We start from the raw sequence: 12,602 nt of genomic DNA on the forward strand, positions 1-12,602 counted from the left end.
CGGCTCACTCGCCGTTGAACGCCCGCAGGGTGCGCATCGCCTCGGCGAGCCCGGCCGCGTCGTCGCCGAGGGGGGACAGGACGATCCGGCGCAGGATGTCCGCCGCGGCCGCGCGGGCCTTGTTCGCCACCTCCAGGCCGTGGTCGGTCAGCGACGCGAAGGTCACGCGGCGGTCGTCCGGGCTCGGGACGCGGCAGATCAGGTCGGCCGCCACCAGCCGGTCCGCGACCTTCGTGAAGCCGCCGCTGGACAGCGCGGCCTCGGTCGCCAGCCGGGTCATCGGCATCCGGTGCTCGGGCGAGCGGACCAGCCGCACCAGGATGTCGAACGACGCGGGCGCGAGGCCGAAGCGCTCGGCGATCTCGCCCATCAGCTTGTCCTGGGTGGCCAGGTACCCCTCGATGACCAGGCCCCACCAGGTGACGATCTCGTCGTCGTCCGTGTTCGGATCGGGTGTCACGGTCACAGCCTACCGGAGAGTCTGCCCGGAATATATCTTGCGCGCGAGAGGTTCTAGGGTTACCTTGTCCTGAGGAGGCACCCATGTCGATCAAGACGTCCGGCCTGCACCACGTCACCGCCATCGGCGGCGACCCGCAGCGCAACGCCGACTTCTACCTCCGGACCCTCGGTCTGCGGCTGGTGAAGACCACCGTGAACTTCGACGATCCGGGCACCTACCACCTCTACTACGGCGACGGCTCCGGGAAGCCGGGCTCGCTGATGACGTTCTTCCCGTGGCCCGACGCGCCGAGCGGCCGGCACGGCACCGGCCAGGCGACGACCACGTCGTTCTCCGTGCCGGAGTCGTCCATCGGCTGGTGGAAGCAGCACCTGGACGCTCAGAAGATCGAGACCGGCCAGGTCCGCAACGCCGACAACGAGGACACGCTGACCTTCCGCGACCCGGACGGCCTGCAGCTCGCGCTCGTCGCGCACCCGCAGGGCGATCCGCGTGACCCGTGGGACACCGAGCTGGTGCCCGCCGAGCACGCGATCCGCGGCCTGCACTCGGTGACGCTGTCGGTGAACCAGGAGGACGCCACCGCGGGCATGCTGACCGACGGCCTCGGCCTCAGCTTCGCCACCCAGGAGAGCAACCGCCTGCGTTTCGCCGCCGGTGACGGCGGGCCGGGCGCGCTGGTCGACGTCCTCGTGACGCCGGACGCGCCGCGCGGGCTGGTCGCCGCCGGCACCGTGCACCACGTGGCCTGGCGCGCGCCGGACGAACAGACGCAGAAGACCTGGCGCGCGGAGCTCGTCGACAAGGGCGTCAACGTGACGTCCATTTTGGACCGTCAGTACTTCCGCTCGATCTACTTCCGCGAGCCGGGCGGCACGCTCCTGGAGGTCGCGACCGACGAGCCGGGGTTCGCCATCGACGAGCCGCTGCTGGAGCTGGGCCGCGCGCTCAAGCTGCCGCCGTGGCTGGAGCCGCGCCGCGAAGAGATCCAGCACATGCTCCCGAAGCTGAACCTCCCCACCGAGAACAACCCGGAGCTGTCATGACACTGGTCCACAAGTACGTCGAAGGCGCGCCGGACGCGCCGGTGCTGCTCCTGCTGCACGGCACCGGCGGCGGCCCGGACGACCTGCTCGGCCTGGCGCGCGAGCTGGCCCCGGGCGCCGCGACCCTGGCCCCGGCCGGGCCGGTGTCGGAGCACGGCGCCGCACGCTGGTTCCGGCGGCTCGAGGAAGGCGTCTTCGACCACGAGGACGTCGTCGAGCGGGCGCACGAGCTGGCGGACTTCGTCGTCGAGGCGCGGGAGAAGTACGGCTTCGGCGACCGCCGGCTGGTCGCCGTCGGCTTCTCGAACGGCGCCAACATCGCGGCCGCCGTCGCGCTGCTGCGGCCCGAGGTCGTGCGCGAAGCCGCGCTGTTCGCGGCGATGTCGCCGGTGCCGGACCCGCCGTCACACGACCTGAGCGCGTCGCGGATCTTCCTGGCCAACGGCGAACACGACCCGATGGCGCCGCTGGCGTCCACCGAGGAGCTGATCCGGCTGCTGCGCGAGCGGGGTGCCGACGTCGTCACGGATCGTCACCCCGGCGGCCATCAGGTCACTGTGGACGGTGTCCACGCGGCGGCGAAGTGGCTTGCGGTGTAGCGATTGTACGGAGCGTATACGGCGTCACCCTAAGATCGAATGATGACTAACGAGGCACTACAGCGTGCTACCACACTGCTGGACGGGGTCATCCTCGCCGACGGGCACAACGACCTGCCGTGGGAGCTGCGGCAGCACGGTGGCGCCAACCCGGTCGACGCGGTCGGCTCGCTCGACCTGACCGTCCGGCAGCCCGAACTGCACACCGACTTCCCGAAGCTCGCCGAGGGCAAGCTCGGCATGCAGTTCTGGTCGGTGTACGTGCCGTGTCAGTTCGAGGGCGACAGCGCGGTCACCGCCGTGCTGGAGCAGATCGAGATCGTCCACCAGCTGGCCGAGCGCTACCCGGACCGGCTCCGGCTGGTGGACACGGCGGACGAGGCCGAGGCCGCGTTCGCCGACGGCCGGATCGCGTCGCTGCTCGGCGCCGAGGGCGGGCACAGCATCGCCGGGTCGCTCGGCGTGCTGCGGGCCCTGCGCCGCCTCGGCGTCCGGTACATGACGCTGACGCACAACTTCAACACCACCTGGGCCGACTCGGGCACCGACGAGCCGGTCCACGGCGGGCTCACCGAGTTCGGCCGCGACGTCGTGCGCGAGATGAACAAGATCGGCATGATGGTCGACCTCTCGCACGTCGCGCCGTCGACCATGCGCGCGGCGCTCGAGGTCAGCTCGGCGCCGGTGATCTTCAGCCACTCCTCGTGCATCGCGGTCAACGACCACCCCCGCAACATCCCCGACGACGTCCTCGCGCAGCTGCCCGGCAACGGCGGCGTCGCGATGATCACCTTCGTGCCTGCGTTCATCTCGCCGAAGGTCTCCGCCTGGGACCAGCAGCTCAAGGCCGCCATGGCGGAGGCGGGCCAGGACTTCCGGAACCTCGGTCAGCGCGGGAAGTTCGCCGAGGGCTGGGACGGACCGGTCAAGCCGAAGGCGACGGTCGAGGACGTCGTCGCGCACGTCGAGCACGCGCGCGAGGTCGCCGGGATCGACCACATCGGCCTCGGTGGCGACTACGACGGCGTCGGCACGCTGCCGGAGGGGCTCGAGGACACGTCCAAGTACCCGGTGTTGTTCGCCGCGCTGCTCGACCGTGGGTGGAGTGACGAGGACTGCGCCAAACTGGCCGGGAAGAACACGCTCCGCGTGCTCCGGGACGTCGACGCGTTCGCCCGTTAGGGGGTTTGACGCGGCGCTCCCCGCGTGCTGGGCGGACACTGAGGACATGACGCACGCGCGCGGGGACGCCACCGGCCCCACCAGCCAGGATCTGCCCGGAACCGAGGTTCCGGAGGGTGCGCTGGAGCCCGCCGAACAGCGCGCGGGCGATGTGCGTCCAGGCCCGGAAGAGGTGACGCCGGTGCGCCCGGCGCCCACGCGCGTCGGCACGGGGTCGTCCGCAGGGTCTTCTGCGGGCCGCGGCAAGGCCCGCCCGACGCGGATCAGCGGCACCTGGGTCGCGGTGATCGCCGGCCTGCTCGTGCTGACCGTGCTGCTGGTCTTCATCCTGCAGAACCTCGACCCGGCGACGGTCCACTTCTTCGGCGCCGAAGGCAGCCTGCCGCTGGCCATCGCGATGCTGTTCTCGGCGTTGGGCGGCGCGGCACTGGTCGCGCTGATCGGCGGCGCCCGGATCCTGCAGCTGCGGAAGCAGGCTCGCCGCCCGCGCCGCTGACGGCTCAGACGATGATCGACGTCATGCCGAGGACGACCGCGCAAACGTTTTCGTCCCCCGAAGTCTTGACGCGGCCGAGGTCCGCTTTGTTGCGGGTGCAGAGCCGCCAGAACGTGTCCAGGTCCGTCGTCACGGCGGCCAGCGGGGTGCGGGACGGCGGTGCGCCGCTGTCCAGGACCCAGCCGTCGCGCTCGCGGCGGGCGTGCCACTTGCCGCCGCCCTTGCCGGTGACCGTGTAGCCGACCTGCTTGCCGACGCGGGCGTCGACGTCGCGCAGGGTGTGCGGCAGCGCGCGGACGAACGTGTCGGCGATCGGCTCGGCGTACTCGGCCTCCAGCGGCGTGTGCTCGAGGGCCTCGCGGAGCTGGACGTGGTGGACCCAGAACTCCGAATAGTCGCGGGCCGCGTCCAGCCAGCGCGGCGCCGGCTCGTCGCCCGCCCAGCTGACCGGCTCGCCCAGGACGTCGAGGTCGAGCTTCGCCCAGTACTCGGTGGTCTGGCCCATGAACTCGTACATCATCGTGAGCAGGACGTCCGTCGAGAGGCGGCGGCACGCGACGACCCACTCCTCGTTGATCCGGTCGATGAACCGCGGGAACGCCTCGCCGGAGCGCGGGCCGTCGGACTCGTGGTCGTCGCGGCCGCGGGACAGCCGGCCGACCTTGTCTCCCAGCAGGTGGGCCGCGATGTCCTTGACCGACCAGCCGGTGCACATCGTCGGCCGCGTCCAGTCCTCCTCGGTCAGTGCGCCGAGCAGCGTCATCAGCGACTGCTCCTCCTTCGAGAAATACGGGAGGACGTCGATCGGCGGGCCCCAAGGATTCATGTCGCACATCATGCCGGTCGTCACACGACCATTCGGCCTACCCGCAGGTAGCATCACCGCGTAAGCAGAGGGGAGTCCGCCCGTGAACGCAGAGCGACCGAACGGCCGGGGCACCGGCGACGAGGTGGCCGACCTGGCCCGCCGCGCCGGCCAGCTGGCCGGCTGGGCCGCACGCACCGGGTTCGCGTTCACGCGCCGGCTGCCCGGCGTCGAGACCGCCGAACGCGGGGTACGGCAGGTGGAGCGGCAGCTGCTGTCCGAGCTGCGCCGGCGCCTCGACGAGGTGGACGACCCGTACCACGCGGCGCTGACCGCGGCGTCCGCGATGAACCGCCCGCAGGTCACGGGAAGCAGGCCGATCGAGGCCACCGTCACCCTGGTGCCCGCGCGCGACAACCACGTCGAGCCGCTGCGCGCCGCGATGGCCGAGCTGCTCAACCACTCCATCGGCTTCGGCCGCGACCGCGCCCGCGAGTACTTCTACGCGATCATCCTGCGCCAGCTGACGCCGGACGAGGCCCGCATCCTGTCGGCGCTGTCCGACGGCTCGCCGTTCCCGGCGATCGACGTCGCCGAGCGCACCGGCCTCGGCGGCGCGGGACGGCTCGTGCTGCGCAACGCCTCGACCGTCGGCAAGGCGGCCGGGGTGTCGCTGCCCGACCAGGTGCCCGGCTACGTCACCCGGCTGATCGGGCTCGGCCTGGTCGACCTCGACGAAGAGGTCCCGGCGCTGGAGACGCAGTACGAGATCCTGATGACGGACGAGACCGTGCGCGACGCGGAGAAGCACGTCAAGCGGGCGAAGTTCGTCAAACGCACGATCCACGTCTCGCGCCTCGGCGCGGAGTTCTGGCAGGCCTGCGACCCGAGCTTGGGTTGAGCGGATGGGGTCGTTCCTCGCCGGCATCGTCGCCGACTTCGCCCAGCACTGGCCCCTCTACGTCTCGATCCCGATCGTCGCGGCCCTGATCGGCTACGGCACCAAGCTCGTCGCCATCCGGATGATGTTCCAGCCGGTGGAGTTCATCGGCGTCAAGCCGTTCTTCGGGTGGCAGGGCATCGTGCCGAAGCGCGCCGCGCGGATGGCGAGCATCGCCTGCGACACGATGACCGAGCAGCTGATCAAGCCGGCCGAGGTCGTCGCGCGGCTGGACGCTTCCCGTATCGCCAAGGAGATCGAGAAACCGCTGCTGGCGGGCGTCGAGGACATCGTGCGCGAGGTCGCCGGGCACTACCAGCCGGGGCTCTGGGAGTCGCTCCCGGTGCGGGTGCAGCGACTGGTGATCGAGCGCGTCCAGCACGAGTCGCCGCGGATGGTCGCCGCCGTGCTCGACCTGATCAAGTCCGATGTGGACAGTGTGTTCGACCTCAAGGGCATGGTGGTCACCAGCCTGGTCAAGGACAAGCGGCTGCTGAACCGGATCTTCCAGGAGGCCGGCGCGCAGGAGTTCAAGTTCATCGCCCGGTCGGGCCTGGTCTTCGGCGGCGCGATCGGCGTCATCCAGATGATCGCCTGGATCCTGTTCAAGTTCCCGCTGATCATGCCGGTGTTCGGCCTGTTCACGGGCTGGTTCACCGACTGGCTCGCGCTGCGGATGATCTTCTACCCGATCGAGCCGCGCAAGTACTTCGGCGTCGAGTGGCAGGGCCTGTTCCTCAAGCGGCGCAAGGAGGTCGCGGAGGCGTACGGCGAGCTGATCGCGAAGGAGATCATCACGCCGCACAACGTCATCGAGGCGATCCTGCACGGCCCGCTGTCCGACCGCGTCCTCGCGCTGATCCAGCGCCAGCTCGATGAGGAACTCGGCAGCGTCGCGCGGCCGCTGGTGGTGTTCGCCGTGGGCAGCCGCAGGTACCAGGACATGAAGCTCTCGATCGCGTCCCAGATCATGAACCGCCTGCCGGAGACCATGCGCTACATCGAGGACTACGCGACGGACGCGATGGACATCCGCAACGTCCTGGTGTCGAAGATGAAGGAGCTGTCCCCGCACGAGTTCGAGCGCCTCCTACGCCCGGCCTTCGAGCAGGACGAATGGATCCTCATCGCGACGGGCGCGGTGCTGGGCTTCGCGGTCGGTGAGGCACAGGTCCTGCTGCTGGAGCACCTGGCGGCTTAGGCGCTTATCCTTGGCCGAGACGAGTAGCGATTTCCCGCCACGGCGGTGCGAACCGGCTGTCCAAGGACACCGCGACGATCAGGCGTCCGAACACATCGACCTGGATCTCGTCGTAGGCCGCCTCGAACCTCCTGCGACGCGCGCGAAGAGCGCTTTGAAGTGTCGGAGGCGGCTCGTCGGCGAGGACACCGAGGAAGAGTTGAATGTTCGACTGTCCGATGAGATCCGCGGAAACCCAGTCACCCCGCACTGGTTCGTCGTTGAAGATCTGCGTCTCGTCCCCTCGTGGCGCGGTTTGATAGAGGTGCTCGATAGCGGTGAAGGCGTTCACCGACAACGCCCGCTCAGCCTCGAAAACGTACGGACCATCGGAGTCGCTGTCTCGGGGCAGACTTTGGTACTCACGTCGTTCGCGTTCGACGGCCTCGGTGGTATCTGATCGGTCGGTCGGGTGTGCAGGTCGAGCGGGTTGCTCTTCTGGAACCGGCCGTTTGGGCGGGCTGGGGTCCGGTGGCGCGGGTCGTCGATGTGATGGGGGTGGGAACGTGATGTCGAACAGGTCAACGCCGACACCAGGCCCTCCGAGACAGGTCCACGCCATCGTCACAGGGTGGTAGGCCTGGCGCGCGGACCAGCCGAGGATCTCATCGAGCCGGCGCCGCTGCGCCACCAGTGGTTGCGGGGACTTCGGCGGCCTTGTCGTTCGTCCGCGTGCCTCGCCTGCCATTCCGCTGTCCAGCGCCGCTGGGTCCCGGAAGAGCAGGTCCGGGCGAACGCCACGCTGCTGCCGGTAGGCGCCGGCGATGTCGCTGGGTAACGCGTCGAAGTGCTCGAGGTGGTCGTGATCGCCCTTCCAATGGTGGAAGTCGCGCATGGTCGCGGTGAGCATGCCCATTCCGACGGACTCGGTGACAAACGCGCTGATGTGTCGGGCAGTCGCCCTCAGGTCCGTTGTCCGAGCGGCGACCCTGCCGGCCCGCGGAATGGTCAGGAAGCTGAGCACGAGGTTCAGCTCGTACTGCTTGACCCGGTATGCCAGCCGACGGCGAAGTGGTGCAGCCAAAGCATTGACTTGCAGGAGCTGGGGAACCTCGATCGGCATATCTCGTCGCTCGACGATTTCAGCTTTGTCGAGTACGTGTTCGCCAGCCGCGTTGTAGCCACTGGTGCAGCTGAAAACTCGTAGATCTGCCGTCGGCATTCCCGGATGCTAATCGAGCCGAGGTCTCAGGCGTGGGAGGTCGGATTCCTCCTGTCAGGCGTCGTACGCGCGCCTCGCCGCGCCCACCTTCTCCCGGTGCTTCGCCGCCCACGCCGAAAGAGCGTGCAGCGGCTCGTCCAGTTCCGCCGCGTGCGCCGTCATCGTGTACTCCACCCGCGGTGGGACCTCCGGGTAGACCTTGCGTGTCACCAAGCCGTTGCGCTCCAAGCCGCGCAGTGTCAGGGACAGCATTCGCCGGGAGACGCCGTCGAGGGCGCGCTCCAGTTCGCTGAACCGGCGGGGGCCGTCGCCGAGCCGGACGAGCACCCGGATCGCCCACTTGTCGCCCACCAGGTCCAGCACCTCGCGCAGGGAGCACATGTCGGCCGGAAGAGTTTCGGTGTTGTCCATCGCCCTGACCTCGTTCGTAACAGTCGTGTGCCGTCGTACCAGAAAAGTGCCGTCTTCCAGCGGAAACGCCGCCGGTCCACGATCGATTCCGAGCCAACCGAAAGGAATCGGAGAATGACGAAGACAGTGCGGTTCGCCGCCGAGGGCGGACCGGAAGTGCTGGAGCTCGTGGACGTCGACCTCGGCGCGCCGGGTCCCGGCGAACTGCGGCTGCGGGTCGAGGCGATCGGGCTCAACCGGGCCGAGGCGATGTTCCGCTCCGGCACCTACTTCGAGCGCCCGGACGAGTTCCCGGCCAAGCTCGGTTACTCGGCGTCTGGGATCGTCGAGGCCCTCGGCGAGGGCGTCACGGAGTTCGCCGTCGGCGACGCGGTCAGCACGGTCGCGGGCTTCTCGATGCGGAACTACGGCGTCTACGGCGAGGCGGCGGTCGTGCCCGCGTCGGCGGTGCTCCGGCGTCCGGAAGGGCTCGACGCCACCGAAACCGTCGCGCTGTGGGGGCCGTTCCTCACCGCGTACGGCGCGATCGTCGACGAAGGACACGTGCGTCCCGGCGACTTCGTGCTGATCACGGCGGCGTCGAGCAGCGTCGGCCTCGCGACGATCGACGTCGTCAACCACATCGGCGCGATCCCGCTCGCCGCGACGCGCACCGCGGCGAAGAAGCAGCGGCTGCTGGACGCGGGCGCGGCGCACGTGATCGTCACCGACGACGAGGACGTCGTGGCCCGCACCCGCGAGGTCACCGGCGGCCACGGCGCGGACTTCGTCTTCGACGCGGTCGCCGGCCCGGGCGTGCGCGCGCTGTCCGACGCGACGGCGGCGGGCGGCACGCTGGTCGTCTACGGCGCGCTCGACGTCCCCGAGACACCGTTCCCGCTGTGGACCCCGCCGACCATGCGGATGTTCAACGCGTTCGAGCTGACCATGAACTCCGAACGCCTCGACCGGGCGGGCCACTTCATCCGGGCCGGCGTCCGCGCGGGCACCTTCCGGCCCCGCGTGGACCGGACGTTCGACCTGGCCGACGTCGCCGAGTCGCACCGGTACCTCGAGGCGAACGGCCAGTTCGGCAAGGTGGTGGTCACGGTGGGCGGCTGACAGGCCGATCGAGGTCCACCCGAACGGCCGTACACCTGTACGTATCCCCGCGCTCACCTCGCGCCTCTAATGTGCGTCGGGACTACGACGGGCAGGGGAGCCCATGGCTGAGACAGCGGAACCGTGGCAGCAGGAGATCCGCCTGGCCATGACCATGGTCGGCGGCTCCAGCCTCGCCATCTGGATGGGCGGCGTCGCCACCGAGACCTCCCAGCTGCTGCGGGAGTCCCGGGGCGAAGCCGAGGCGGGGCTTTACCGCGGGCTGCTGGATCTGTTGCGCGCCAAGGTGTCGCTCGACGTCCTGACCGGCACCAGCGCCGGCGGGATCAACGCGGCCTGCCTCGGGCTGGCCGAGGCGTTCGGCTCGACACCGCAGGTGCTGCGCGACACCTGGATCGAGACCGGGTCCCTGGAGAACCTGATCCGCGACCCGCTGGAGCGGGAGCCGCGGTCGATCCTGGACGGCGACCGCGTCCTGCTCGGTGACGTGAGGTCGGCGCTGCGGACGATCGCCGGGTGCGGCACCCCGCCCGCCGAACCGCCGGACGTCACGGTGCTGCTCACCGGCACGATGGTCGACGGCGAGACGACCCGGTTCGACGACGCGCTGGGGAACCTGGTGCGCGACACCGAACACCGGATGCTCTTCCGCTTCGACGGTCCACTGTGGACGAACGGGGTGGAGGGGCCGCTGGCGCTCGCCGCGCGCTCCACCGCCTCGTTCCCCGGCGCGTTCGAGCTGTCCCGGATGCCGATCGGCACCGAGGTCGCCGACGAGCTGCACCCCGACATGACCGCCTACACCGACCTGACCCGGTCGCACTGGCTGACCGACGGCGGGGTGCTGCTCAACAAACCGCTGCGGCCGGCGCTGCGGGAGATCTTCGAGCGCCCGTCCCATTCGGACGTCCGGCGGCTGCTGCTCTACGTGGTGCCGACCGGTGAACGGGACACCGTCGCGATCGACTGCGACCCGGCGAGCCCGCCGCTGTTGTCGAGCGCGATGAGCAGGGTCGTCTCGACGGTGATGAGCCAGTCGATCAGCGCCGAGCTGGAGGAGCTGACCCGGCACAACGACGCCGTCGTCCGCACCCGCGACACCCGCCTCTCGCTGGCCGCGCTCGGCCTGCGCGGTGGTCCGGCGGCGCTGGTCGACGAGCGGCTGGCGACGGCGTACCTGGACCGGCGGACGGCCGAAGACGCCGCCGAGCTGGTCCAGGTGGCGACACGCCGGTACGCACTGTCCGATGTGGACACCGAGGACCGCGAGTGGGCGTCCGGGATGTCGCAGCAGCTGCGCAGTGTCGCCGTCGAGGGCCTCAAGACCGGTATCCCGCCCGGACCACCGTCGGCCGGGGTGAGCGTGCCTGACCTGGTCGCCTACCGCACCAGCGCGGTCGACGACGCCGTGGCGACCGGGCTGCAGCTGATCAACGCCGGCTTCCGGCTCGGCCCGGAACCCGCGGAGGCCAAGGAGCTCAACGCGGCGCGGGCCGGGCTGCACGCGGCGCGGCGGACGTCGGCGCGGGGCGTGCGGCTGGCGCAGTGGATCGCCGCGCACGCCGGGCCCGGCGCGAGCAGCACCCTCGAGGTGTGGATCCGCGAGCTCGCGCGGGAATGGGCCGGGCTCGGCCGCTCGGACGCGGTCGCGCAGGCGTGGCCGATGGTCGTCACGGCCTTGCGGTCCGCGGCGCCGACGTTGCGGGCGCTGGCCACCGCGAAGCCGGCGGACGACGACACGGTCACCACGCTGCTGGACTGGCTGGACCTCGGCACCGGGGGCGACGACGTCGTCCAGGCGCGGCTGCTCGGCCTGCACGTCGCGACGCGCGGGCTGCTCGCGCAGGCGCCGTCGGTCGACCAGCGGGTCGAGCTCGTGCAGGTCAGCGCCGATTCACGGACGCTGCTGGACCTCAAGCGGCGCCGGTCGGGGGACAAGCTGACCGGGATGCAGGCCGACTACTTCGGCGCGTTCTACAAGGCGCCGTGGCGGGCCAGCGACTGGATGTGGGGCCGCGTCGACGGCGCGGGCTGGCTGGTGCAGTGCCTGCTCGACCCGGCGCGGCTGGAGACCCTGCGCGACCTGATCGGGCCCGAGGCGTTCCGCGACGAACTGACGGCGGCGCTGACGCCCTTCTGGCGCGAGCCGCAGCGCGCCGACAACGGCGAGGCGGCCGAGATCCAGCAGCTGACGGAGCAGTTGAGCGCCGAACTGGCGTTCCTCGGGCTGGACTCCGCGCTGAAGCCGGCCGAGTTCGGGACCGAGCGCCCGATCAGCATGCCGGTGACGGCGATGGTCCTGGCGCGGACCCGGCAGGCGCAGATCGCCGCCGAGGAGCTGCCGGTCGTCTCCCTCGCGGCGGATTACGACCGCAAGGACGAAGCCGGTATCGGTGCCGCGCTCGCCCAGCTCAAAACCCAGGTCGACGCGGATGCCGCGGGCGCGCAGCGGGAGTTCCAGGCCTGCCGGGTCTCGGCCGAGCGGCTCGCCGGGGAGCAGGGCACCGCGCGCCTGACCCGGACGGTGGTCGCGCTGGGTGCCGCCGCGGTGAACGCCGGCACCGTCGCGTTCCGGCTGCCCGCGGGCTGGCCGCAGACGGTCGCGCGCATCCTGCGGACCGTCAGCCGCGTCGCGGCGAGGATCGCGGGGCACGCGTCGCGCGCGGGGGCGGCCGGCTCGATCGTGGCCGCGGCGCTCACCCTGCTGGCCGGGGTGGTGATCGGCGGCAACGGCAGTGTGGTGCTGTCGTGGATCGGCCTGCCCGTGCTCGCCGGCGCGGTCGTCTACCTGGCGACGGCGGTCCTCACGATGGGCCGGGCCCCGCGCCGGGTGTTCACGGTGCTGGGGGCGCTGGCCGTGGTGGCGCTCCTGCTCGCGGCGTTCCTGCCCCCGATCGCGCGGCCGTTCTTCGGCTGGCTCGGCAACGTCGTGGCCGGCTGGCGCCGCGGCGACGGCGCGGTGTGGTGGCTGGTCGTGTCCGGGCTGCTGATCCTCCCGGCGGTGGTCATGCCGGTGAACGCCGTCTGGCGGCGGCTCCGGCACCGCCGTCAGTCCTGAGGCCGGCACTTTCACGTGAAAGTGACGTGAGGTCGGCCACCCGGATTCGGCCCGGCGCCTTGCGATCTTCGCGCCGGGGGTTCATGGTGCGGGTAGGTC

12 protein-coding genes are annotated in these 12,602 nt (G+C 70.8%); 8 read left to right on the plus strand and 4 right to left on the minus strand.

What is annotated here, in order from left to right; translation table 11 throughout:
* Positions 1 to 4 precede the first annotated feature (4 nt).
* A complete protein-coding gene (locus ACIOD2_RS40490; protein ID WP_400550423.1) occupies positions 5 to 460 on the minus strand; it encodes a MarR family winged helix-turn-helix transcriptional regulator in 456 nt (151 codons plus the stop codon).
* Positions 461 to 543: 83 nt separating this feature from the next.
* On the opposite strand from ACIOD2_RS40490, the gene ACIOD2_RS40495 reads away from it, so the two are divergent.
* The 4 genes from ACIOD2_RS40495 to ACIOD2_RS40510 are packed head-to-tail and all read left to right on the plus strand — an operon-like array spanning position 544 to position 3,786.
* Positions 544 to 1,509 carry a ring-cleaving dioxygenase gene (locus tag ACIOD2_RS40495; RefSeq protein WP_400550425.1) on the plus strand — a complete coding sequence of 322 codons (966 nt, stop codon included), beginning with the start codon at positions 544 to 546 and terminating at the stop codon, positions 1,507 to 1,509.
* Entirely contained in the window at positions 1,506 to 2,108 is a 603-nt protein-coding gene (locus tag ACIOD2_RS40500) for an alpha/beta hydrolase (RefSeq protein ID WP_400550427.1), read from the plus strand. Before ACIOD2_RS40495 ends, ACIOD2_RS40500 begins: the two co-directional genes overlap by 4 nt.
* Before the next feature lie 42 nt (positions 2,109 to 2,150).
* Complete coding sequence (locus ACIOD2_RS40505; RefSeq protein WP_400550429.1) at positions 2,151 to 3,290, plus strand: dipeptidase; 1,140 nt, start codon at positions 2,151 to 2,153, stop codon at positions 3,288 to 3,290.
* Positions 3,291 to 3,336: 46 nt separating this feature from the next.
* Complete coding sequence (locus ACIOD2_RS40510) at positions 3,337 to 3,786, plus strand: lipopolysaccharide assembly LapA domain-containing protein (protein WP_400550431.1); 450 nt, start codon at positions 3,337 to 3,339, stop codon at positions 3,784 to 3,786.
* A gap of 4 nt (positions 3,787 to 3,790) precedes the next feature.
* Here the strand turns inward: ACIOD2_RS40510 and ACIOD2_RS40515 are convergent, their stop codons facing one another.
* Entirely contained in the window at positions 3,791 to 4,612 is an 822-nt protein-coding gene (locus ACIOD2_RS40515) for a maleylpyruvate isomerase family mycothiol-dependent enzyme (RefSeq protein WP_400550433.1), read from the minus strand.
* Between the two features lie 82 nt (positions 4,613 to 4,694).
* Between ACIOD2_RS40515 and ACIOD2_RS40520 the strand changes: the two genes are divergently transcribed.
* Together ACIOD2_RS40520 and ACIOD2_RS40525 are read left to right on the plus strand one after the other, a co-directional pair.
* Positions 4,695 to 5,492, plus strand: a complete 798-nt coding sequence (locus tag ACIOD2_RS40520; protein WP_392757103.1) for an Abi-alpha family protein — start codon at positions 4,695 to 4,697, stop codon at positions 5,490 to 5,492.
* A 4-nt stretch (positions 5,493 to 5,496) separates the two neighbouring features.
* The gene (locus tag ACIOD2_RS40525; RefSeq protein ID WP_400550435.1) at positions 5,497 to 6,732 is read left to right on the plus strand and encodes a DUF445 domain-containing protein; all 1,236 of its coding nucleotides are present in this window, start codon (positions 5,497 to 5,499) and stop codon (positions 6,730 to 6,732) included.
* Between the two features lie 4 nt (positions 6,733 to 6,736).
* Here the strand turns inward: ACIOD2_RS40525 and ACIOD2_RS40530 are convergent, their stop codons facing one another.
* Together ACIOD2_RS40530 and ACIOD2_RS40535 are read right to left on the minus strand one after the other, a co-directional pair.
* Complete coding sequence (locus tag ACIOD2_RS40530; RefSeq protein WP_400550437.1) at positions 6,737 to 7,933, minus strand: hypothetical protein; 1,197 nt, start codon at positions 7,931 to 7,933, stop codon at positions 6,737 to 6,739.
* 54 nt (positions 7,934 to 7,987) lie between these two features.
* Positions 7,988 to 8,344 carry a winged helix-turn-helix transcriptional regulator gene (locus tag ACIOD2_RS40535; protein ID WP_400550439.1) on the minus strand — a complete coding sequence of 119 codons (357 nt, stop codon included), beginning with the start codon at positions 8,342 to 8,344 and terminating at the stop codon, positions 7,988 to 7,990.
* Positions 8,345 to 8,458: 114 nt separating this feature from the next.
* Here ACIOD2_RS40535 and ACIOD2_RS40540 point away from each other — a divergent pair, with 114 nt between their 5' ends.
* Positions 8,459 to 9,445 (plus strand): zinc-dependent alcohol dehydrogenase family protein, encoded by a 987-nt coding sequence (locus ACIOD2_RS40540; protein WP_400550441.1) that lies wholly within the window; start codon positions 8,459 to 8,461, stop codon positions 9,443 to 9,445.
* A gap of 103 nt (positions 9,446 to 9,548) precedes the next feature.
* Positions 9,549 to 12,503, plus strand: a complete 2,955-nt coding sequence (locus tag ACIOD2_RS40545; protein WP_400550443.1) for a patatin-like protein — start codon at positions 9,549 to 9,551, stop codon at positions 12,501 to 12,503.
* Positions 12,504 to 12,602: the final 99 nt, after the last annotated feature.

It is taken from the genome of Amycolatopsis sp. NPDC088138 (genome assembly GCF_044741685.1).
GTDB lineage: Bacteria > Actinomycetota > Actinomycetes > Mycobacteriales > Pseudonocardiaceae > Amycolatopsis.